19 protein-coding genes are annotated in these 21001 nt (G+C 73.0%); 11 read left to right on the top strand and 8 right to left on the bottom strand.

Going from position 1 to position 21001, the window contains the following annotated elements; all coding sequences use genetic code 11:
* Positions 1 to 12 precede the first annotated feature (12 nt).
* A complete protein-coding gene (locus ACFVSN_RS25615; protein WP_380445224.1) occupies positions 13 to 828 on the bottom strand; it encodes an MOSC domain-containing protein in 816 nt (271 codons plus the stop codon).
* Positions 825 to 1373, bottom strand: a complete 549-nt coding sequence (locus ACFVSN_RS25610) for a hypothetical protein (RefSeq protein ID WP_380445223.1) — start codon at positions 1371 to 1373, stop codon at positions 825 to 827. Before ACFVSN_RS25610 ends, ACFVSN_RS25615 begins: the two co-directional genes overlap by 4 nt.
* A gap of 199 nt (positions 1374 to 1572) precedes the next feature.
* Here ACFVSN_RS25610 and ACFVSN_RS25605 point away from each other — a divergent pair, with 199 nt between their 5' ends.
* On the top strand, positions 1573 to 4395 hold the full coding sequence (locus ACFVSN_RS25605) for a ricin-type beta-trefoil lectin domain protein (RefSeq protein ID WP_387956659.1): 2823 nt from the start codon (positions 1573 to 1575) through the stop codon (positions 4393 to 4395).
* 87 nt (positions 4396 to 4482) lie between these two features.
* On the opposite strand, the gene glnII is transcribed toward ACFVSN_RS25605, so the two are convergent.
* The 4 genes from glnII to ACFVSN_RS25585 form a co-directional block, all read right to left on the bottom strand.
* Entirely contained in the window at positions 4483 to 5505 is a 1023-nt protein-coding gene (gene glnII / locus ACFVSN_RS25600; protein WP_380506308.1) for a glutamine synthetase GlnII, read from the bottom strand.
* A gap of 176 nt (positions 5506 to 5681) precedes the next feature.
* Positions 5682 to 6665 carry an SCO1860 family LAETG-anchored protein gene (locus ACFVSN_RS25595; RefSeq protein ID WP_387956658.1) on the bottom strand — a complete coding sequence of 328 codons (984 nt, stop codon included), beginning with the start codon at positions 6663 to 6665 and terminating at the stop codon, positions 5682 to 5684.
* 126 nt (positions 6666 to 6791) lie between these two features.
* Positions 6792 to 7469, bottom strand: a complete 678-nt coding sequence (locus ACFVSN_RS25590) for a uracil-DNA glycosylase (RefSeq protein WP_380445219.1) — start codon at positions 7467 to 7469, stop codon at positions 6792 to 6794.
* Positions 7470 to 7527: 58 nt separating this feature from the next.
* Complete coding sequence (locus tag ACFVSN_RS25585; RefSeq protein WP_380445218.1) at positions 7528 to 8619, bottom strand: amidohydrolase family protein; 1092 nt, start codon at positions 8617 to 8619, stop codon at positions 7528 to 7530.
* Positions 8620 to 8715: 96 nt separating this feature from the next.
* Here ACFVSN_RS25585 and ACFVSN_RS25580 point away from each other — a divergent pair, with 96 nt between their 5' ends.
* Complete coding sequence (locus ACFVSN_RS25580) at positions 8716 to 9804, top strand: pyridoxal-phosphate-dependent aminotransferase family protein (RefSeq protein WP_387956657.1); 1089 nt, start codon at positions 8716 to 8718, stop codon at positions 9802 to 9804.
* Between the two features lie 58 nt (positions 9805 to 9862).
* Here ACFVSN_RS25580 and ACFVSN_RS25575 read toward each other — a convergent pair whose 3' ends face one another.
* Positions 9863 to 11437, bottom strand: a complete 1575-nt coding sequence (locus ACFVSN_RS25575) for an APC family permease (protein ID WP_380445216.1) — start codon at positions 11435 to 11437, stop codon at positions 9863 to 9865.
* A gap of 267 nt (positions 11438 to 11704) precedes the next feature.
* Here ACFVSN_RS25575 and ACFVSN_RS25570 point away from each other — a divergent pair, with 267 nt between their 5' ends.
* The 3 genes from ACFVSN_RS25570 to ACFVSN_RS25560 all read left to right on the top strand — a co-directional run bounded on the left by ACFVSN_RS25570 (position 11705) and on the right by ACFVSN_RS25560 (position 14478).
* Positions 11705 to 12211: a hypothetical protein gene (locus ACFVSN_RS25570; protein WP_387956656.1), complete on the top strand. Its 507-nt coding sequence runs from the start codon at positions 11705 to 11707 to the stop codon at positions 12209 to 12211.
* 5 nt (positions 12212 to 12216) lie between these two features.
* Complete coding sequence (locus tag ACFVSN_RS25565) at positions 12217 to 12744, top strand: GNAT family N-acetyltransferase (RefSeq protein WP_387956692.1); 528 nt, start codon at positions 12217 to 12219, stop codon at positions 12742 to 12744.
* 159 nt (positions 12745 to 12903) lie between these two features.
* On the top strand, positions 12904 to 14478 hold the full coding sequence (locus ACFVSN_RS25560) for a TauD/TfdA family dioxygenase (protein WP_387956655.1): 1575 nt from the start codon (positions 12904 to 12906) through the stop codon (positions 14476 to 14478).
* A gap of 71 nt (positions 14479 to 14549) precedes the next feature.
* On the opposite strand, the gene ACFVSN_RS25555 is transcribed toward ACFVSN_RS25560, so the two are convergent.
* The gene (locus ACFVSN_RS25555; protein WP_359960935.1) at positions 14550 to 15338 is read right to left on the bottom strand and encodes a GntR family transcriptional regulator; all 789 of its coding nucleotides are present in this window, start codon (positions 15336 to 15338) and stop codon (positions 14550 to 14552) included.
* A gap of 347 nt (positions 15339 to 15685) precedes the next feature.
* On the opposite strand from ACFVSN_RS25555, the gene ACFVSN_RS25550 reads away from it, so the two are divergent.
* From ACFVSN_RS25550 to ACFVSN_RS25525, 6 genes are read left to right on the top strand one after another with little or no spacing between them, the layout of a single operon-like run.
* Complete coding sequence (locus ACFVSN_RS25550; RefSeq protein WP_380445208.1) at positions 15686 to 16852, top strand: ABC transporter substrate-binding protein; 1167 nt, start codon at positions 15686 to 15688, stop codon at positions 16850 to 16852.
* Positions 16853 to 16858: 6 nt separating this feature from the next.
* On the top strand, positions 16859 to 17842 hold the full coding sequence (locus tag ACFVSN_RS25545; protein ID WP_387956653.1) for an ABC transporter permease: 984 nt from the start codon (positions 16859 to 16861) through the stop codon (positions 17840 to 17842).
* Positions 17842 to 18651 (top strand): ABC transporter permease, encoded by an 810-nt coding sequence (locus tag ACFVSN_RS25540; protein WP_380445241.1) that lies wholly within the window; start codon positions 17842 to 17844, stop codon positions 18649 to 18651. Before ACFVSN_RS25545 ends, ACFVSN_RS25540 begins: the two co-directional genes overlap by 1 nt.
* A gap of 34 nt (positions 18652 to 18685) precedes the next feature.
* On the top strand, positions 18686 to 19771 hold the full coding sequence (locus ACFVSN_RS25535) for an ABC transporter ATP-binding protein (protein WP_387956652.1): 1086 nt from the start codon (positions 18686 to 18688) through the stop codon (positions 19769 to 19771).
* 51 nt (positions 19772 to 19822) lie between these two features.
* The gene (locus ACFVSN_RS25530) at positions 19823 to 20542 is read left to right on the top strand and encodes an HAD family hydrolase (RefSeq protein ID WP_380506323.1); all 720 of its coding nucleotides are present in this window, start codon (positions 19823 to 19825) and stop codon (positions 20540 to 20542) included.
* Between the two features lie 7 nt (positions 20543 to 20549).
* Positions 20550 to 20870, top strand: coding sequence for a DMT family transporter (locus tag ACFVSN_RS25525; protein ID WP_380445204.1), 321 nt, complete (start codon positions 20550 to 20552; stop codon positions 20868 to 20870).
* The last annotated feature ends 131 nt before the right edge of the window (positions 20871 to 21001 follow it).

Raw genomic sequence — 21001 nt, 5'->3', positions numbered from 1 at the left:
CCGGGCCCGTCCTCAGCGCAGCGTGACGACGTCCCCCACCGCGATCGGCCCCGGCGCCAGCACCTGCGCGTACACGCCCGCGCAGGGCAGCTCCGGCATGCCCTCCAGCGGCACCAGGCGGTTCTCCGCGGCGAGCACCCGCAGGGCGTCCGCGCTGCGCGGCAGCGGTCCGTGCCGCAGCGTCGGCACGGCGCAGCGCGGGGTGGGCACCAGGACGCGCAGGCGCAGGCTCGGCCCGATGCCCAGTTCCCGCCCCACCCAGCCGTTCTCGACGTAGCCGGTGCCGCCGGTCCGGATCACGGCGTTCGGCCGGTAGCGCTCGGCCTGCGCACCCGCGGCGCCGAGCGTCGAGGTGGTCAGGAGGTGCAGCGGCGCGAAGTCGAAGAACGTCCCGTCCGGCGCGGCCCGGCCCAGTTCGTTGACGGTGAAGGCGACGTCCTCCCCGATCCCGCGGGCCAGCACCTCCTCCGGCACGGCCCGCTCGATCGTCGCCCCGGGCGGGCGTTCGGCGATCAGCTCCACCTTGCGGCCGAGCGCCTCCGACAGCGCTGCCTCGTCCACGCCCCGGCCGTCCGGGCCGGTGATCGCCACCGTGCCGTCCGCCGCCGTCCCGGCCGTGAAGCCGAGCAGGCCGGCCCAGAGCCGCGGGTGCTTGGCGCTGGCGATCCGGCCCGTCCCGATGTCGCGCAGGGCGCGGACCCGGTCGCCCGCGAGGCCGCGCCCGGTGACGTCCGCGCGCGGCAACTCCTCCCCCAGCAGCGACTTCACCGGGTACCGGCGCAGGCGCTCGACCGTCCCGACGACCGTCCCTCCGGCGTCCCCGCTCACTGCCCGGCCTCCACCCGCTCGCCGTCCTCCGCCCACTCCCGGAGCGCCGCGAAGTGCAGCTCCCCGAGCCCCGCCCTGGGGTCGACCCAGAGCGGCAGGGCCGGACCCGGGTGGTGGGCGGCGATCCACTCGATGTCCTGCGGCCCGAGCTCGTCGTCCAGCCAGACGAAGGGCCGGCCGGCCGCCCAGGCGACGAGGTCCCGGGTCTTCCAGTGCAGGCCGTCCGGGTCCTCGCGGAAGACCTCCGTCCAGCGGATGTACGGGAGCTCGGGCAGGCCGATGCGGGGGCCTATGAAGGTGTTCGCCTCGTCCATCCAGGTGGTCGCCCACACCAGTTCGTACGGCAGGGCCAGCAGCTCCGGCCCGTGCAGCGGGTTGAGCCACACCCGCAGCGGCTCGACCTGCTCGCCCGGCCCCGGCCGGCGGCGCGCCACCCAGGAATCGGGCAGGACGTGGTGGGTGTCGTAGCCGTCGGGGCGCTGCTCCCCGGGGGCTGCGTAGGGGTTCAGGGGCCCGTCGACGTCGATGAGCAGAAGGGGCGTCATACCTGTTCATCCTGACCGTCCCCGGCCGGGTTGACTACCGGGTTTCCGGCCCCGGGGTGCTAGCGTCGCGGCGGCCCGGAAGAACCTGCCCGGGCCTCCACACGACAGAGCGTAAGGTCGGCAGACTCCGTTGATTTCCATACCGAGAGCGGCACAGCGCCCGCTCGCCCCGCGCGGCAGACGGGCCCTCGGCGCCGCCGTGGCCACCGTACTGGCCGGCGCGGCCTTCGGGTTCGTCCCGGCGGCCGCCGCCGCGCCCGCGCAGGGCTCGCTGCAGGATCAGTTCCGGGCGGCGGCGGCCGAGTTCCGGGTGCCGGAGGGCGTGCTGCTCGCGCTGTCCTACCAGGAGACCCGCTGGGACTCCCACCGGGGCGCGCCGAGCACGACCGGCAACTACAACGTCATGGGCCTGACCCAGGTCGACGTCGCCGCGGTCCGCGCGGCGCTGGCCGCCGGGCCGGGGCCCGACACGGCCGACGGCCGCGGCGACGACCTCCCGCCGCGGCCGGTCTCCGGCACGCCCACCGCGCCGCCCGTCGAGGACGGCCCGGAGCTGCACACGCTCGACGCGGCGGCGGCGCTGATCCACCGTCCGGCGGACGACCTCAAGCGGGACGCCGCGCAGAGCGTCCGCGGGGGTGCGGCGCTGCTGGCCGAGTACCAGCAGGAGTCCCTGAAGCAGAGCGGCCGGGCCGCCTCGGCGGACCCGAGCGCCTGGTACCAGGCGGTGGCCCGGTTCAGCCGGTCCGGGGACGCGGGCGCGGCGAACCCGTTCGCCGACCGGGTCTTCGACACGCTGCGCAAGGGCGTCTCCCGGCAGACCGCCGAGGGCGAGACCGTCACCCTCGCGCCGGTCCCGGTCCCGAGCGTCCCGTCCACGGCGGCCCGGGCCGCCGCGCCGGCCCCGCGCACGGCCACCCGCGCCGCGTTCGTCACGACGGCGGCCGACACCGCGCCGGCGGGCGCCGCCCCGGCCACCACGGCCACCCCCGCCGCGGCGGCGGCCGACGGCAGCGTCGAGTGCCCGGCCTCGCTCGGCTGCGACTTCCAGCCCGCCGCGTACGCGCTCACCAACCCGAACGACCCGACGTCCTACGGCAACTACACCAAGGCCAACCGCCCGGACGACGGCGACCGGATCCAGTACATCGTCATCCACGACACCGAGGGCGGCTTCGCCGGCTCGATCTCGGCGTTCCAGAACCCGAGCAACCAGGCCAGCGCCCACTACATGGTGCGTTCCTCGGACGGTCACGTCACCCAGCTGGTCAACACGAACAACGTGGCCTGGCACGCGGGCAACAAGACCGTCAACATGCACAGCATCGGCGTCGAGCACGAGGGCTACGCCTTCCCGACCGACCGCCCGACCTGGTACTCCGAGCAGCTCTACCAGTCCTCGGCCGCGCTGGTCGGCTACCTGGCGACCCGTTTCGGCATCCCGCTGGACCGCCAGCACATCATCGGCCACGACGACGTCCCCGGCCCGCTCCAGGCGAACGTGGCCGGGATGCACTGGGACCCGGGCACGTTCTGGGACTGGTCGCACTACATGGACCTGCTCGGCGCCCCGCTCAAGGCGGGCATCGGCGGCCTGCCGGCGGTCGGCGGCAAGGTCACCATCACCCCGGCCTTCGACGCCACCAACCAGCCCCCGGTGACCGGCACCGCCGACCGCCCGGAGAACTTCGTCTACCTGCGCACGGGCCCGGACCCGAGCGCCCCGCTGATCAACGGCGGCTCCACCAGGGCCGCCGACTGGAGCGACAAGGCCGTCACCGGCGCCTCCTACGTCGTCGCCGACCTGAGCGGCGACTGGACGGCCATCTGGTACGACGGCCAGAAGGCCTGGTTCTACAACCCCGGCGGCCAGAGCGCGACCGCCGACAACCGGCCCGGCCAGACCCTGCTGACCCCGAAGTCCGGCGCCGCCTCCATCCCGGTGTACGGGCGCAGCTACCCCGAGGCCTCCGCGTACCTCCCATACCCCGCGATCACCGCGCAGGCCGTCACCCCGCTGAACGCCGCCGTGCCGGCCGGGCAGTCCTACGTCGCGGCGAGCGCGGCCCCGGTGCAGTCCGACTTCTACTACGGGCAGAACATCGACGGCAGCGCCCCCAACGACCGTACGCTGGTGGTGGGTTGCGACACCTACTACCCGATCCGCTACAACCACCGGCTGGCCTTCCTGAAGGCCTCCGACGTCGCGGGCGCCCCGGTCGCCGGGCCGTGCACCCAGGCGCCCACCCCGAGCGCGGGCGTGCTGCGCGGGGCGGGCTCCGGCCGCTGCCTGGACGTCCCGTTCGCGAGCCAGGCCAACGGCACGCAGCCCGACATCTGGGACTGCAACGGCGGCGGCAACCAGCAGTGGACCTACACCCCCGCCGGCCAGCTGACCGTCTACGGCGGCACCAAGTGCCTCGACGCCTACAACAACCAGACGGCACCGGGCACGGCCATCGACATCTACGACTGCAACGGCGGCGCGAACCAGCAGTGGCGTCGCAACGCCGACGGCACCGTGACCGGCCTCCAGTCCGGCCTGTGCATCGACATCACGCAGGCCGCCACCGCCAACGGCTCCGGCATCGCCCTGTGGACCTGCTCCGGCGCGGCCAACCAGCAGTGGCTCCGCACCGGCGCGCTGCTCGGCACCGCTTCCGGCCGCTGCCTGGACCTCCCGTTCGCGAGCCAGGCCAACGGCACCCAGCCCGACATCTGGGACTGCAACGGCGGTGGCAACCAGCAGTGGACCCACACCCCCGCCGGCCAGCTGACCGTCTACGGCGGCACCAAGTGCCTCGACGCCTACAACAACCAGACGGCACCGGGTACCAAGATCGACATCTACGACTGCAACGGCGGCGCCAACCAGCTGTGGCGGCTCAACGCCGACGGCACGGTCGTCGGCGTCCAGTCCGGTCTGTGCATCGACGTGACGCAGGCGGCCACCGCCAACGGCTCCGCGCTCTCGCTGTGGACGTGCTCAGGCGCGGCCAACCAGAAGTGGACCCTGGTCTGACCCCCGACCGGTAGGCACCGGAAACGGCCGCAGGCCCTTCCCCGTGGCGGGGAAGGGCCTGCGGCCGTACGTGCGCGGTGCGGCGGATCAGACCTGGCCGGCCTTCTCCAGGGCCTCGCAGCAGGTGTTGATCAGCAGGCGGGTGACGACGTAGGGGTCGACGTTCGCGTTCGGGCGGCGGTCCTCGATGTAGCCCTTCTGCTCCACCTCGACCTGCCACGGGATGCGGACGGAGGCACCGCGGTTGGAGACGCCGTAGCTGTAGACGTTCCACGGGGCGGTCTCGTGCTTGCCGGTCAGGCGGGACTCGATGTCGGCGCCGTACTGGGTGACGTGCTCCAGCACCTTCTCCTGGGAGGTGCCGAGCGACTCGCAGGCGGTGATGATGGCGTCGTAGCCCTCGCGCATCGCCTTGGTGGAGAAGTTGGTGTGGGCGCCCGCGCCGTTCCAGTCGCCACGGGCCGGCTTGGCGTCCAGGGTGGCGTCGATGCCGAACTCCTCGGCGGTGCGGTACAGCAGGTAGCGGGCGATCCACAGGTCGTCCGAGACGGTCAGGGCGTCGACCGGGCCGATCTGGAACTCCCACTGGCCGGGCATGACCTCGGCGTTGATGCCGCAGATCGCCAGGCCGGCGTCCATGCAGCGGTCCAGGTGCAGCTCGACGATCTCGCGGCCGAAGACCTCCTCGGCGCCGACACCGCAGTAGTAGCCGCCCTGCGGGGCCGGGTAGCCGCCCTCCGGGAAGCCGAGCGGGCGGGAGCCCTTGAAGAAGGTGTACTCCTGCTCGATGCCGAAGATCGACTCCTGCGCGGAGTACTTCTCGGCGACCTCGCGCAGCAGGGCACGGGTGTTGGACTCGTGCGCCGCACCGTTGGTCTCCAGGACCTCGCACAGGACCAGGATGTTGTCACCACCGCGGATCGGGTCCTTGACGACCTTCACCGGCTCCAGCACGCGGTCGGACGCGTGGCCCTCGGCCTGGTTGGTCGACGAGCCGTCGAAGCCCCAGGTCGGGATCTTGTCGGCGTTGGGCAGGACGCGAGTCTTGGAACGGAGCTTCGCGGTCGGCTTGGTGCCGTCGATCCAGATGTACTCGGCCTTGATTGCCACGGCTGGTCCCTCGCATTGCTGGGTGGTGGGTGCCCGCGTAGCGTCGCAAGCCGCCGTTTCCCGGTTGTTCCTCTCATGTAACGCGCATGTGAACCAACCGTCCGCGTTGACACGGTCACGGTGCGGGAGTGCCGGGGGTGACACTCCCGCTTCCTCCCGTGCCCCGGGGCGGTCCGTCAGTGGTGACGGGCGTGCGCGGCGCGGCGGCGCCGGGTGGCCCAGAGGGCGGCGGCTCCGCCCGCCACGAGCGCCGCGGCCCCGGCGGCGAGCGGGCCGGTGGCGCTGCTGCCACCGGTCTCGGCCAGGCCCGCGGCCGGGCGCGCGGACGCGGCGTGCGCGGCGCCGGCGCCCGCCGTGGTGTCGGCCACCGGCTGGGCGGTGGGCACGCCGGTGGGCGCGTCCGTGGTGGGCGCCGGGGTCGGGGTGGCCGTGGCCGGGCCGGTCGGCGGGACCGGCTTCTCGCAGCTCACCGAGGCGACGGTGATCTTCCCGGTGACCTTGGCGACGTTCAGGTTCAGCGGGTTCACCGCCACCTGCACCTCCAGCGCGGAGGCGGCGGCCGTGGTCGAGGTGGTGGTGCGCTTGGAGAACTCCACCGAGACACTGCCCACCAGCGGCACGTCCACCGTGGTCGGCGCGTACAGGCCGACGGCGACCGGCTTGCCGAGCACGGTGAGCTTCGCGGGCGCGACGACGTTCGCGGTCGGCTGCCCGTCGACCGGACACGTCACCTCGGCGCTCATCGCCTCCAGGCCGAGCAGCGCGGTGGCCGGCAGGCCGGGGGCGTGCACGTCGGCGTTGACCAGCCGGACGGAGGCGGCGGTGCCCTTGGCGTCGGAGCCCGTCACGGACTTCCCGACGTCGGCCTTGACGAGCGTGACCGGGCCCTGCTGGTCGACACCGTCGACCTTGGCGGTCAGCACGGAGCCTTCGCGCTGCGCGGGCGTCTCCACCTTGTTCAGCGCTATGTCCACGGGCACGTCCACCGCCTTGTTCAGCAGGCTGACGTCCAGCGCGAGCTCGGCGGTGACGGCGCGCGCCGTGCCCGGGGATCCGGGCGCCGGCGCCGGTGTCGGCCCGGCCGCCCGGGCGGGCGGGACGGTGAGCAGTGCGCACGCCACCGTGGCAGCGGCAACAGAAACGATTCGTCGGGAAGACATGGCGGTACCCCCACAGCGGTGGAACGATGAGCCGCCAGTCTTCTCAAACGATCCGTCACACGAGTCACACGGAACGTCATTTCACTCGTTGGAGTGAGGTTGGCGTTCCGCCGTGACCCGGAACTGCTAGGGCAGGCGCCAGTCCACCGGCTGCGCCCCCTGGCGCGCCAGGAGGTCGTTGGCCCGGCTGAACGGCCGCGAGCCGAAGAAGCCGCCGTTCGCCGAGTACGGGCTCGGGTGCGCCGACTCGATCGCCGGGACCTCCCCGAGCAGCGGCCGCAGGTTCCGGGCGTCCCGGCCCCACAGGATCGCCACCAGCGGGCCGCCGCGTGCCACCAGCGCCTTTATCGCCTGCTCGGTGACCTCCTCCCAGCCCTTGCCGCGGTGCGCGGCGGGCTTGCGCGGCGCCGTCGTCAGCGCGCGGTTGAGCAGCAGGACGCCCTGCTGCGTCCACGGGGTGAGGTCGCCGTTGGACGGCTGCGGGAGGCCGAGGTCCGTCCCGTACTCCTGGAAGATGTTGATCAGGCTGGCCGGGATCGGCCGCACCTCGGGCCCGACCGAGAAGCTCAGCCCGACGGCGTGCCCGGGGGTCGGGTACGGGTCCTGCCCGACGATCAGCACCCGCACGTCGGCGAAGGGCTGCTGGAAAGCGCGCAGCACGTTCGGCCCGGAGGGCAGGTAGGTGCGGCCTGCGGCCAGTTCGGCGCGCAGGAAGTCGCCCATCGCGGCGACCTGCCCGGCGACGGGTGCCAGGGCGGTCGCCCAGCCGGGCTCGACGATCTCGTGAAGTGGACGCGGTGCCATGGTCGCCACCCTATCGGCCTACGCCGACAGCGCGTTCAGCGGATGATCTTGAGAGCCGTCATCCCACCGGACGGCCGCGCAGCACCACCGTGCGGGGTGCGGCCAGCACCCGGACGTCGGCCCGCGGGTCCTCGTCGTAGACCACGAGGTCCGCCGGGGCGCCCTCCTCCAGGCCCGGACGCCCGAGCCACTCGCGCGCACCCCAACTCGCCGCCGACAGCGCCTCGTTCGGGCTCAGTCCGGCCTTGACGAGCTCGGCGACCTCCTCCGCCACCAGGCCGTGCGCGAGCGAGCCGCCCGCGTCCGTCCCGACGAAGACCGGGATCCCGGCGTCGTGCGCGGCGCCGACGGTGTCGTAGCGGCGCTCGTGCAGGCGGCGCATGTGCGCGGCCCAGGCCGGGAACTTGCCCTCGCCGCCGGCCGCCAGCGCGGGGAAGGTCGCGATGTTGACGAGCGTCGGGACGATCGCCACCCCGCGCTCGGCGAAGGCCGGGATCAGTTCCTCGGTCAGCCCGGTGGCGTGCTCGACGCAGTCGATGCCGGCCGCGAGGAGGTCCGGCAGCGACTCGGCCGCGAAGCAGTGCGCCGTCACCCGCGCGCCCTCCTCGTGCGCCGCCGCGATCGCCTCGGCCAGCGCGTCGCCGGGCCAGCAGGCGGTGAGGTCGCCGTGCTCGCGGTCGATCCAGTCGCCGACCAGCTTGACCCAGCCGTCGCCGCGCCGGGCCTCGGCCCGGACGTAGGCGGCGAGGTCGCCCGGCTCGATCTCGTGCGCGTAGTTGCGGATGTAGCGGCGGGTGCGGGCGATGTGCCGCCCGGCCCGGATGATCCGCGGCAGGTCCTCGCGCTCGTCGATCCAGCGGGTGTCGGCGGCCGAGCCGGCGTCGCGGATCAGCAGGGTGCCGGCGTCGCGGTCGGTGAGCGCCTGCTTCTCGCTGGTCTCGGCGTCCACCGCGCCGTGCGCGTCCAGGCCGACGTGGCAGTGCGCGTCGACCAGGCCGGGCAGCGCCCAGCCGGTGACGGTCCGGACGTCCCCGGCGCCGGGCGGGCGGGTGAAGCTCACCCGGCCGTCCACCACCCAGAGTTCGTCCCGGACGTCCTCCGGACCGACCAGCACCCGACCCCGGACGTGCAGCACCGCGCCATCGCTCATGGCCCGCACTCTACCGACGGGCGGGTTCCGTGTGAGCGGCGAGAATGCGGCAGACTCGTTCCCGTCCCAACCACCCGTGCGCGAAAGGCACCAGCTGTGAGTGTGTTCCTCGACGACCTCCCCCCGCTCAGCGCCGCCGGGTTCGCGGCGATCGAGGACCAGGTGGCCGCGCTGCTGCACACCTCCGCGGACGTGATCGTCACCCAGGGCGAGGCGCTGCTGCCCCTGGAGGCCGCGATCCGCGGCGCCGCGCACCCGGGCTCGACCGCGCTCAACATCGTCACCGGCCCGTACGGCCAGACCTTCGGGAACTGGCTGCGCTCGTGCGGCGCCGAGGTCGTCGACCTGGCGGTCCCCTTCCACAGCGCGGTGAGCGCGCGGCAGGTCGCCGACGCGCTGGCCGCGAACCCGGCGATCGACTTCGTCTCGCTGGTCCACGCCGAGGCCGCCACCGGCAACACCAACCCGGTCGCCGAGATCGCCGCCGTGGTGCGCGAGCACGGCGCGCTGCTGATGCTCGACGCGGTGGCCTCGGTGGCCGCCGAGCCCCTGCTCACCGACGCGTGGGGCGTCGACCTGTGCGTCATCGGCGGCCAGAAGGCGATGGGCGGCCCGGCCGGCGTCTCCGCGGTGTCCGTCTCCGGGCGCGCCTGGGAGCGGATCGCCGCCAACCCGGCCGCCCCGCGCCGCTCGTACCTGTCCCTGCTGGACTGGAAGGAGCGCTGGACGGACGCCGGGCGGGCCGTACTGCCGCACGCCCCGGCCCAGTTGGAGATGCTGGCGCTCGGCGCCTGCCTCGACCGCATCGCCGCCGACGGCCTGCCGGCGGTCATCGCCCGCCACCGCGCCGCCTCGGCCGCGACCCGCGCCGGCGTCCGCGCGCTGGGCACGCTCACCCCGTACGTCACGGAGGACGCACACGCCGCGCCGGTCGCGACCACCCTGCGCACCGCCCCGGGCGTGCACGCCGGCGAGCTCGCCGCGGCCCTCGACCCGTCGCTCCCCGTCCAGCCGGGCGGCGGCGCGCTGGCGGCGGAGATGCTCCGGGTCAACCACTACGGCCGGGCGGCCTCGCCGAACACCGTCCGCGCGTGCCTCACCGCCCTGGCCGCCGCGACCGGCGCGGACGCCGAGCCGGCCCTGGCGGCCGCCGACGCCGCCTGGGCCGCGACCGTCGAAGGCTGAGCGCACAAGCGGAGAGCGGCCCCCGGGACTCCTCGGGGGCCGCTCTCCGTTCCGACGGTCAGTGCCCGCCCGCATCCACCACCTCGACGCCCCGGATGTTCCGCTCGATCTCCTCCCGCGGCAGCGCGACCGCGAGGGCCCAGTAGTAGACCACCAGGGAGAAGACCACCACGACCCCGATGTCCCACCAGAGCGGCAGGTTCCCCTGGGCGCCCACGCCGAAGGTCCCCTGCCACGAGACGATCCCCATCCCGACCAGGTAGACCGGCAGCCACTGCCCGGCCTTGAAGTCCATCCGCGGCGCGTTCGGCATGCCCTTCGAGGCGGCGTACGCGGAGTACCCGCCGAGCAGCGCGTACCCGATCAGGATCGCCAGGCCCAGCCGCCACAGGGTGTCCCAGCCGGACCAGTAGATGACCAGGCTCGCCACCGCGAAGGCCAGCGGCGAGATCACCGAGCCGGCCGGCAGGTGGTACGAGCGCTCCAGCCCCGGCAGCCGCTTGCGCAGCACGCCGAAGGCCAGCGGCGCCCCCGCGTACATCAGCACGACGGCGGAGGTGATGAACCCGACCAGCCGCTGCCAGCTCGGGAAGGGCAGGAAGCACAGCACGCCGGCCACCCAGGCGATGACCAGGCCGAGCCAGGGCACCGAGCGCTTGTCGGTGTACTGGAGGGCCTGCGGCGCGTAGCCGTTGCGACTGAGGCCGTAGGTGACCCGCGAGCTGGAGGTGATGTAGACCAGCCCGGTGCCGGCCGGCGAGATCACCGCGTCGATGAACAGGATGGTGGCGAGCCAGCCGAGCCCGATCAGCGTGGCGAGGCCCGCGAACGGCCCGCTGATGCCGGGGTAGTCGAGCTTGCCCCAGCCCCCGGCGAAGGTCTCCGGCGGCAGGGCGCCGATGAACACCACCTGGAGCATGACGTAGACGATCGTGCCGACCACGACCGAGCCGAGCACGGCCCTCGGGATGTCCCGCCGGGGGTTGCGGCTCTCGCCCGCCCACTGGATGGCCTGCTCGAAGCCGAGCAGCGCGAAGATCACCCCGCTGGTGCTGATGGCCGCGAGCACGCCCTTGGCGCCGTCCGGCGCGAAGCCGTGGACGTTGAAGTTGGAACCGTGGAACTCGGTGATCCCGAGGGCGAAGATGGCCAGGATCGGGACCGCGACCTTCCACACGGTGGCCACGCTGTTGGTGTGCGCGAGCAGCCGGACCCCGAGGAAGTTGACGGCGACGAAGACGCCCAGCAGCACGGCCGCGACGACGAACCCGCTGCCCGTCAGCGTGAGGTCCTTGTTCAGGAAGCCGTCCGCCCAGGTCCAGTGCCGGGCGTAGTTGATCATCGCCTGGACCTCGATGGGCGCGATCGTCGCGGCCTGCAGCCACGTGAACCACCCGAACGACATCCCCGCGAACCCGCCGAACGCGTAGTGCGGGTAGCGCGCCGTCCCGCCCGCCACCGGGAAGAGCCCGCCCAGCTCGGCGTGGATCAGCGCCAGGAGGATGATCGCCACCGCGCCGATCCCCCAGGACAGCAGGGCGGCCGGCCCGGCCGCCACCGCCGCCTTCTGCGCCCCGAACAGCCAGCCGGACCCGATGATCGCGCCGACCGAGGCCCAGAGCAGCCCGACCATCCCGACTTCTCGCTTGAGCCCGGTATGCCCTGACCCAGCCGGAGCCGTCGTCCTGGAATGAGCCATACCCGGCCACCTCTCGCCTATCGGGACAAATCCACCCCGACAGTGCCGCAGCCCCGCCCCTTCTCCCCCGCCAAAACGCGCCCGGGACCGCCCCCTCACCCGAACGGCCGGAGCGCGGATCCCTCAGCCGGGCGGCGGAACCGGCCGACGGTGTCGGCCGGCGCCGCCGCAGCTGCTCGGATTCCTCACCGAGCTCCAGCAGTGAGATCGGTCGTCGCCCTGCGACTCGCGCGGGCGCTGTCGGCCTCAGGGGATCACGCGTCCGCCCGTCGCGCGCTTTCGCTCGCGTTGACCTGGCACGACCGGTCCGACAAGGACACCGAGGCTCCCCGATGGACGGCGTTCGCCGGCCAAGTCGAGGTCGACTACGCCACTGCCGCGTGGCACGTGGAGAACGGTCGCCCCTTCCATGCGATCCCGTTTCTGAGATCCGCCGTGAGCCGGCTCGGGCCAACGTACAGCCGGAATGCGGCGCTGTACCGGGCACGCCTGGCCGAAGTGCTCATGAAGGCCGGCGCTGTGGAAGAGGCCTGCGCGGAGGCGTGCGCGAGCGCCGACGCGGCTCAGGGCATGACCTCTGCCCGGCTGGTCGAGAGGCTACGAACCGTGGCAGCCTCTGCCGAGCTCATCGATTCGGCAGTGACCCGGGATTTCGTAGAACACATGCGGGAGTTCGGGGTGACAGCGAATAAGGGGGAGGCAGCGTGACGGTGATGGTCAGGGTTCTGGACGGAGCACAGACGGCCTTCCTGGAAGAGCAGTTGAAAGCCGTGTTCGCCGAGGCCTTCGCGGAACCGCCGTACGGGGAGGGCCCGCCCGACGTGGAGCGCGCGTTCCGGCGATTCCGGTCGCAGGTGCGCAGGCGGGGTTTTCGGGCAGCGGTGGCGTTCGATGGCGAGACGGTGGTGGGCATGGCGTACGGCTACCCGCTGGCCGCCGGCACGGGCTGGTGGGACACGCTCATCGAGCCAGTAGCCGAGGATCTCCGCCTCGAGAACGGGAAGCGGACGTTCGGACTGTTCGAGCTGGCCGTACGCCCCGCCTGGCGCAGGCGGGGCGTGGCCGCCGAGATGCACCGTGCCCTGCTGAACGGACTGAAGAACCAGCGCGTGATGCTGAACAGCCGCCCGGAGGCGACAGCAGCGCAGGCCGCCTACCGGGCGTGGGGCTACCGCCGGGTGGGCACGGCGGTTCCGTGGGAGGGCGCGGCGGAGCACGACGTGTTGCTCCTGGAGCTGTGACGCAACAGGTTTCAGTCAGCGGCTACCGGCACAGTTCCCGGGGCGTTCACCCGCAGGGCACCGGGAACTCACCGGGGGGCGGCAGGCTCCCGGGCGACGGGGTGAAGTTGGCTATACAACTCCACCCCGACCGGGATGCCGTCGAGGAGGAGACCCGCCATGCCCGAGCTGCCGACGTACTGGCTGCGCGACAACTGCCCGTGTGCCGAGTGCCGCGACCCCCGCAACGGGCAGAAGCTGTTCCAGATCGCCGACCTGCCCGAGGACCTCGCGATCGCGGCGCAGTGCGAGATGAACGGGAACCTGGAGGTGCTCTGGTCGGACGGCCACCGCTCGCGCTACCCGCTCGCCTGGTTGGCCGAGGCCGGCGACGGGGACGGGCGTACCGAGGCCGACAAGCGGCTCTGGGTCGCGGCGGACTTCCGGCGCGGGCTGCCGGAGGCCGGGTGGGAGGCGTACCTGGCCGATCCCGCCGAGCAGGCCGCAGTGCTGGCGGCCGTCCGGCGCAGCGGGTTCGCGGTGCTGCGCGGCGTGCCGACCACGGAGGGAAAGGTGTGTGAGGTCGCCGAGAGCTTCGGGTTCGTCCGAGTCACCAACTACGGCGAGCTGTTCGACGTCCGCGTCGAGCCGGACCCGAACAACCTCGCCTTCACCAGCGCCGCCATCACGCCGCACACCGACAACCCGTACCGGGACCCGGTGCCCACCCTCCAGCTCCTGCACTGCCTGGAGAACTCCGCCACCGGCGGCGACTCCGGGCTCGTCGACGGTTTCAAGGCCGCCGCCGTGCTGCGCGAGGAGGCCCCGGCGGACTTCGCCGTCCTCACCGGCACCCCCGTCCCGTTCGTCTTCCGCGACCGCGGCACCGAACTGCGCGCCGACCGCCCGCTGATCGACGTGGACGCCCTTGGCCGGATCCGCGAGGTCCGGTTCAACAACCGCTCGATCGGCACCCTTCGCAGTGGTGACAGGAACGCCTTCTACGCCGCCTACCGCCGCTTTGCCGCCATCACGCTCCGCCCGGAGCTCCAGCTGACCTTCCGCCTCGGCCCCGGCGATTGCCTGATCTTCGACAACACCCGCCTCCTGCACGCCCGGACGGCCTTCCAGCAGGACGGCCACCGCCACCTCCAGGGCTGCTACGCCGACCTCGACTCGCTCGCCTCCACCCTCGCCGTGCTGCACCGCCGCACCGCCGCCCTGGACGCGGTCGCCGAGCTGTTCGCGGGCGAGGGTGCCGGGGAGTACCTGGGCGAGGCGGTCACGATGGCCGAGCACATGCTCCAGGCCGCGGCTGCCGCCGAGGCGGCCCAAGCACCGGCGCACCTGATCGCCGCCGCACTGCTGCACGACGTCGGACACTTCCATGGCACCCTGCACGGCCGGGACCTGATGCAGGGGCAGGACAACCGGCACAGCGACAGTGGCGCCGACTGGCTGGCGCAGTGGTTCGGCCCGGAGGTCACCGGGCCCGTCCGGCTGCACGTCGCGGCGAAGCGCTACCTGTGCGCGGTCGAGCCGGACTACCGCGCGCGGCTGTCCGAGGCGTCCGAGTACACGCTCAAGGTCCAGGGCGGCCCGATGGACGACGCCCAGGCCGCCGCCTTCGCCGCGCTCCCGGGCGCCGCCGACGCGGTGGCCGTCCGCCGCTGGGACGACGAGGCGAAGGCCGCCGGTGCGCCCACGCCGGACTTCGAGCACTACCGCCCGTTGCTCGCCTCGCTCATGAAGTAGCGGAACGGATGAAGTAGCGGAACGGCGCGAGGGGGAGGACCGGTTGGTCCTCCCTCTCGCGCCGCTCCACCTCAGTCCAGTTCGCGCGCGTGCCGCGAAAGCGCGGACGTCGCCAGGGAGTTGTGCACGCTGAACGCCACCGTCCCGGGCAGGTAGCGGTCCTGGGACCACTCCACCGGCGTGCCGGTCGGGTCGGTCGTGCGCCGCCGCTCGCGCAGCAGCGGGCCGCCGCGGCGGCAGCCGAGCAGGCGGGCGTCCTCCGCGTTGGCCGCGACGATGTCGATGGTGTGGTCGGCGTCGCAGAACAGGATGCCGTGCTCGCGCAGCACCTCGGTGTGCGAGACGACGTCCGGCGGCAGCTCGGCCACGATCTCGCCGACGCGCGGCGGGTAGACGGTGCGCTCGACCATCACCGGCGTGCCGGACAGCGTCCGCAGCCGGACCGTCACGTACACGTCGGCGCCCGGCTCCAGCCGCAGTTGCTCGCGCTCGGCGGCGTCGGCCGGGCGGCGCACCAGCGAGTCGAGGATGCCGCCGGGCTCCTCCCCCATCGAGTACGCCCAGTGCGTGAAGCTGAGGAGCTCGGAGAAGCTCTGCACCCGCGCGCCGCCGAGCACCACGCGCCGGGTGCCGCGCCGGGAGGTGACCAGTCCGTCCGAGCGGAGCACGGCCAGCGCCTGGCGGACCGTCCCGCGGGAGACCCCGTACTGCTCGGCCAGCGCGCCCTCGGCCGGCAGCCGGCCCGCCTCGCCGAACGCGCCGGAGGTGATCGCCTCGCGCAGGTCGGCGGCCACCTTGCGGTAGAGGGCTCCCGTGCGCTCCGCCGGCCGCCCCGGCTCCAGCCCGGGATCCGTTGCCACGTCAGTCAATGTCCCTCCTGGGGCGGTGTCCTGCGCAGCCGTACCGGCGCGGACAGCCCGACCTTATCCCGCTGCGCCTTCGAAGCATCGCACCGGACGGATCACTCCCGACCGGCCGGATTCCACCGTTCCCGCAGCCGACCCCGGTTCTGGGCCGTCCGTTCACCTTCCCGTCACCGGACTCCGGGTTACTTACCCCCGTCAGCGAAGTTGGCTAGTCAACTCGGACGGACTCGCCCGGCTATCGGACGAACCCGAGCACCGGCCGCCACTCGCACGATCCCCCGATCAGACACCTCTGCTCCGCACTCACCCCTCGCAGTACACCCCGATCAGGAGACTGACCAGTGTCCGTGCACCGCGCCCGCTCCGCCGCCTTCGCGGCCGTCCTGACCGCCGCCGCGCTCTCCCTCACCGCCTGCGGCTCCGCCGGCTCGTCCTCCGCGAAGTCCAACAGCGCCTCGGGCGGCAAGGACGCGAAGACCGCCACCTCCGTCGCCGACTTCGGCGGCATGGACGCGCTGGTCGCCGCCGCCAAGAAGGAGGGCAAGCTCCACGTCATCACGCTGCCGCGCGACTGGGCGAACTACGGCAAGCTGATGGACGACTTCAAGGCGAAGTACGGCATCGAGATCGAGGACGAGAACCCGGACGGCTCCAGCCAGGACGAGATCAACGCGATCACCTCCCGCAAGGGCCAGGACCGCGCCCCCGACGTCGTCGACCTGGGCTCGGCCTTCGCGATCAGCGCCGGCAAGCAGGGCCTGCTGGCCCCCTACAAGGTCGCCGACTTCGACAAGATCCCGGCCACCATGAAGGACGCCAACGGCCTGAGCTACAACGACTACGGCGGCTACATGTCGATCGGCTGCGACGCCAAGAAGGTGGCCGTCTGCCCGAAGACCTTCGCCGACCTGCTCAAGCCCGACTACAAGGGCATGGTCGCCCTGAACGGCAACCCGACCAAGGCCGGTGCCGCCTTCGGCGCCGTCTACGCCGCGGCCCTCGCCAACGCCGGCTCGCTGGACAACATCCAGCCCGGCATCGACTTCTTCGGCAAGGTCAAGCAGGCCGGCAACTTCAACCCGGTCGAGGTCACCCCGGCGACCATCGAGAAGGGCGAGACCCCGATCAGCATCGACTGGTCGTACCTGAACGCCGGCTACTCGGTGAAGTTCAAGGACAAGGGCATCGACTGGCAGGTCGCCATCCCGTCGGACGGCTCCTACGCGCAGTACTACAACCAGGCCGTCAACAAGGACGCGCCGCACCCGGCCGCCGCCCGCCTGTGGGAGGAGTACCTCTACAGCGCCGCCGGCCAGAACGGCTTCATGGGCGGCTTCGCCACCCCGGCCCTCTTCGACGCCATGAAGGCCGCCGGCACCCTGGACGCCGACGCCGCCTCGAAGCTGCCGCCGGTCGAGAAGCCCTTCACCACCTTCCCCACCCCGGACCAGACCGACGCGGCCAAGAAGGTCGTGACCGAGAACTGGGCCAAGGCGATCGCGGGCTGACCTGAGATGACCACGGCTCCCACCCCGGTGCCGGCCTCCGCCTCCGCCGCGCGTAGCGGCGGGGGCGGCGCCCCCGGCTCCGTCACCCCCGAATCCCCGGCCACCACCGCGGCCGCCAAGGCCCCCCGCCCCGGCAAGCGCGGCGGACCCCGCGGCCGGGCCTGGCTGGCCGCCCTCCCCCTGCTGCTGTTCTTCGCGATCGGCTTCGGGCTGCCCGCCATCGCGATCGCCATCGGCGCGTTCACGACCTCCTCCGACGCCCCCGACGGCGGCGGCACGTTCACCACCGACAACCTCACCGGCTCGCTGCAGGGCGCGTACTTCACCGCCCTGTGGGGCAGCGTGAAGCTCTCCCTGCTGACCGCGCTGATCGCCGCCGTCGTCGGCCTGCCGCTGGCCCAGGCGGTCGCCACCTCCCGGTTCCGGATGTTCCGCGAGGCCGTCATGTCCGCCTCCGGCGTGCTCGCCAACTTCGGCGGTGTCCCGCTCGCGTTCATGTTCGTCGCCACCCTCGGCAACTCCGGCGAGGTCACCAAGCAGTTCGGCCTCACCAAGCACGGCTGGAACCTCTACACCTTCTCCGGCCTCTCGGTGGTCTACCTGTACTTCCTGGTACCGCTGATGGTCATCACCATCACCCCGGCCCTGGAGGGCCTGCGCACCCAGTGGCGCGAGGCGGCGGCCAACAACGGCGCCACCGGCGTGCAGTACTGGCGCCACGTGGCCCTGCCGGTGCTCGCGCCCTCGCTGCTCGGCGGCTTCGTGCTGCTCTTCGGCGCCTCCTTCGCCGCGTACGCCACCGCCGAGGCCATGGTGGGCAGTTCGGTGCCGCTGATCTCGATGCAGATCGGCGACGCGCTGTCCGGCAACGTCCTGGTCGGCCAGGGCAACCTCGCCCTCGCCCTCGGCCTCGACATGATCGTGGTCGCCTGCCTGGTGATGGCCGTGTACCTGCCCCTTCAGCGCCGGAGTGCCAAGTGGCTCGCCTGATCAACCGCATCCGTTTCGGCCGCGGCCTCGTCCTGCTGATCTGCGGGATCTACTTCGCCGTCCCGATGGCCGCGTCGCTGTGGTTCAGCATCGACGACAACAAGGGCGGCACCACCTTCCGCGCCTACACGGAGCTGGTGAACGCCCCCGGCTTCACCGACAGCCTCGTGCTGAGCCTCGAACTCGCCGGCGTCTCCGTGGCGGTGCTGCTGCTCCTGCTGGTGCCCGCGATGCTCGCCGCCCGGCTCGGCGCGCCGAAGCTGCGCCCGGTGATCGAGATCATGTGCTCGATGCCGCTGGTCGTCCCCGTGGTCGCGCTGACCACCGGCATCATCGGCGTGCTGCGCTGGGGCCCGGACTACCTGCAGGACACGCCGTTCTTCCAGACCATCGTGGCCATCCAGGACCCGAACTTCCCCGTCGTCCTGATCATCGCGTACGTGCTGATGGCGCTCCCGTTCGCCTACCGGGCGCTGGACGCCGGGATGCGCGGCGTCGACGTCGTCACCCTCGTCGAGGCCGCCCGCAACTGCGGCGCCGGCTGGCTGCGCGCGGTGTTCACCGTCGTCCTGCCGAACCTGCGCAGCGGGCTGCTGAACGCGGCCGTGCTCACCGTCGCCCTGGTGCTCGGCGAGTTCACCACCGCCTCGATCCTCGGCTTCGCCCCCTTCTCGGTGTGGATCAACTCCAACGGCAAGAGCGACGGCCAGATGTCCGTCGCCGTGTCGATGCTCAGCCTGCTGATCGTCTGGCTCGTCCTGCTGCTGATGTCCGCCGTCGGCCGCGGCCGCAAGGCCGCGCGGTCCTGATCCGCCCCTTCCGCTTCCCAGGAGTACCTCCCCCATGACCACGGCTACCGCCACCGCCACCGGCACGGCCCCGGCCACCGGCGGCGCGACCGTCGAATTCCGCTCCCTGCGGCGCTCGTTCGGCGCCACCACCGCCCTCGACGGCCTGGACCTGACCGTCAACCCGGGCGAACTGCTCGCCCTGCTCGGCCCGTCCGGCTGCGGCAAGACCACCGCGCTGCGCATCCTGGCCGGCTTCGAGCAGCACGACTCCGGCGAGGTCCTCGTCGACGGCCGGGACATCACCGCGATCCCGGCGCACAAGCGCGACGCGGGCATGGTGTTCCAGTCCTACAGCCTCTTCCCGCACCTGACCGCGCTCGACAACGTCGCCTTCGGTCTGCGGATGCGCGGCGCCGGCAAGGCCGAGCGCCGGCGGCGCGCCCAGGAGCTGCTGGAGCTCGTCGGCCTGCCGCAGCGTGCCGGGCACTACCCGCACCAGATGTCCGGCGGCCAGCAGCAGCGCATCGCGCTCGCCCGCGCGCTCGCCCTGCAGCCGCGCGTCCTGCTGCTCGACGAGCCGCTGTCCGCGCTGGACGCCAAGGTCCGCCTCCAGCTACGCGAGGAGATCCGCCGCCTCCAGCAGGAGCTCGGGATCACCACCCTGTTCGTCACCCACGACCAGGAGGAGGCGCTGTCGATGGCCGACCGCGTCGCCGTCCTGCGCGCGGGCCGCCTGGAGCAGTGCGCCAGCCCGAACGCGCTGTACTCGCGCCCGGCCACCGCGTTCGTCGCCGAGTTCGTCGGCACCATGAGCCGGATCCCGTGCACCCGCACCGACGGGGGCGTCGAGGTGCTCGGCCGCCGGCACGCCGTGGACGGCGCCCTGCCGGTCGACGGCGAGCTCCAGGTGCTGGTCCGCCCGGAGAACGTCACGCTGACCCCGTCCGCGAACGGCCCGGCCCTCGTCGTCACCGCGTCCTTCCTGGGCGCCGTCACCCGGCTCACCGTCCGCCTGGACGACGGCACCGAGGTCAAGGCCGACCTGCCGACCGAGGCCGCCGCCGCCCTCCCGGCCGGTTCGCGCGCCGCGCTCACCCTCCCCGAGCGACCCGTACTGGTGGACCGCCGCTCGGCCTGAGAGCCTGTGACGTCCCCTTTTCGCTCCTGACGATCCACCGAAGGTACCGCCATGCCTGAATCCGCACTGCCCGAATCCGCGCTGCCCGAGTCCGCACTGCCCGAGTCCGCACTGCCCGCCGCCGTCCTGTTCGACATGGACGGCACCCTGGTCGACACCGAGCACCTCTGGTGGGAGGCCGCCGCCGAGCTCGCCGAGGAGCTGCACCGCCCGCTCACCGACCAGGACGCCCCGGAGGTGCTCGGCCGCGCCGTCGAGCACACCGCCGCCCACCTGCACCGGGTCAGCGGCACCGAGCTGAGCGAGGCCGAGGTCGCCGAGCGGCTCGGCGAGTCCTTCGCCGGCAAGGTCGCCGCCGAGACGGTCCCGCGCCCCGGCGCGCTCGCCCTGCTCGCCTCGCTGCGCGAGGCCCGGGTGCCCACCGCGCTGGTCTCCGCCTCGCCGCGCCGGGTGGTCGACCTCGTCCTGTCCACCATCGGCCGGGACTGGTTCACCGTCACCCTCGCCGCCGAGGACACCGAGCGGACCAAGCCCGCGCCCGACCCGTACCTGGCCGCCGCCGAGCGCCTCGGCCTGGACCCGGCCGCCTGCGTCGCCGTCGAGGACACCCCGACCGGCGTCACCTCCGCCAGCGCGGCCGGCTGCGCCGTGCTCGCCGTCCCGTCCACGGCCACGCCGATGCCGGACGGCGCCCGGATCACGCTGCTCGACAGCCTGGCGAACGCGGATCTAGCCCTGCTCGGGAAGCTCGGCGCCCACCAGGCCGTTTGAGTCCGGCATGCCCTACCTCCTCCTCGCCCTCGCGATCCTCAGCGAAGTCTGCGCGACCAGCTGCCTCAAGCTCACCGAGGGCTTCTCGAAGTTCTGGCCCAGCGTCGGCGTGGGCGTCGGCTACGTGCTCTCCTTCGCGCTGCTCGGCCGCGCGCTCAAGCACATCCCGGTCTCGGTCGCGTACGCGGTCTGGTCGGGCGCCGGGACGGCGGCGGTCGCCGGGATCGGCGTCGTCGCCTTCGGCGAGTCGCTCGGCAGGCTCCAGATCGCGGGGATCGCCCTGATCATCGTCGGGGTGGTCGTGCTCAACCTCAAGGGCGGCCACTGAGCCCTCCCGGTCCGGCGGCGTCCTCCCGGTCCGGGGGGGGGGGGGGGGCGAGTAGGGCGCGGCCGCGCGTATATACAGGGCCCCCCCAGCGGGCGCGGGCGTTGGTGGGGGGGGCCAGTGTGGGGGAGCGC

This window comes from Kitasatospora sp. NPDC057904, assembly GCF_042887925.1.
In the GTDB taxonomy this organism is placed as follows: Bacteria; Actinomycetota; Actinomycetes; order Streptomycetales; family Streptomycetaceae; genus Kitasatospora.
The sequence above is the reverse complement of the archived record's forward strand: the minus strand, read 5'-3'. Positions and strand labels throughout refer to the sequence as shown.

What these genes read in the sequence shown, in the direction of transcription:
- ACFVSN_RS25610 (WP_380445223.1), bottom strand. Translation starts at nt 1,373, where the DNA reads ATGACGCCCCTTCTGCTCATCGACGTCGACGGGCCCCTGAACCCCTAC.
- ACFVSN_RS25595 (WP_387956658.1), bottom strand. Translation starts at nt 6,665, where the DNA reads ATGTCTTCCCGACGAATCGTTTCTGTTGCCGCTGCCACGGTGGCGTGC.
- ACFVSN_RS25590 (WP_380445219.1), bottom strand. Translation starts at nt 7,469, where the DNA reads ATGGCACCGCGTCCACTTCACGAGATCGTCGAGCCCGGCTGGGCGACC.
- ACFVSN_RS25585 (WP_380445218.1), bottom strand. Translation starts at nt 8,619, where the DNA reads ATGAGCGATGGCGCGGTGCTGCACGTCCGGGGTCGGGTGCTGGTCGGT.
- ACFVSN_RS25575 (WP_380445216.1), bottom strand. Translation starts at nt 11,437, where the DNA reads ATGGTCGGGCTGCTCTGGGCCTCGGTCGGCGCGATCATCGGGTCCGGC.
- ACFVSN_RS25565 (WP_387956692.1), top strand. Translation starts at nt 12,217, where the DNA reads ATGGTCAGGGTTCTGGACGGAGCACAGACGGCCTTCCTGGAAGAGCAG.
- ACFVSN_RS25560 (WP_387956655.1), top strand. Translation starts at nt 12,904, where the DNA reads ATGCCCGAGCTGCCGACGTACTGGCTGCGCGACAACTGCCCGTGTGCC.
- ACFVSN_RS25545 (WP_387956653.1), top strand. Translation starts at nt 16,859, where the DNA reads ATGACCACGGCTCCCACCCCGGTGCCGGCCTCCGCCTCCGCCGCGCGT.
- ACFVSN_RS25535 (WP_387956652.1), top strand. Translation starts at nt 18,686, where the DNA reads ATGACCACGGCTACCGCCACCGCCACCGGCACGGCCCCGGCCACCGGC.
- ACFVSN_RS25530 (WP_380506323.1), top strand. Translation starts at nt 19,823, where the DNA reads ATGCCTGAATCCGCACTGCCCGAATCCGCGCTGCCCGAGTCCGCACTG.
- ACFVSN_RS25525 (WP_380445204.1), top strand. Translation starts at nt 20,550, where the DNA reads ATGCCCTACCTCCTCCTCGCCCTCGCGATCCTCAGCGAAGTCTGCGCG.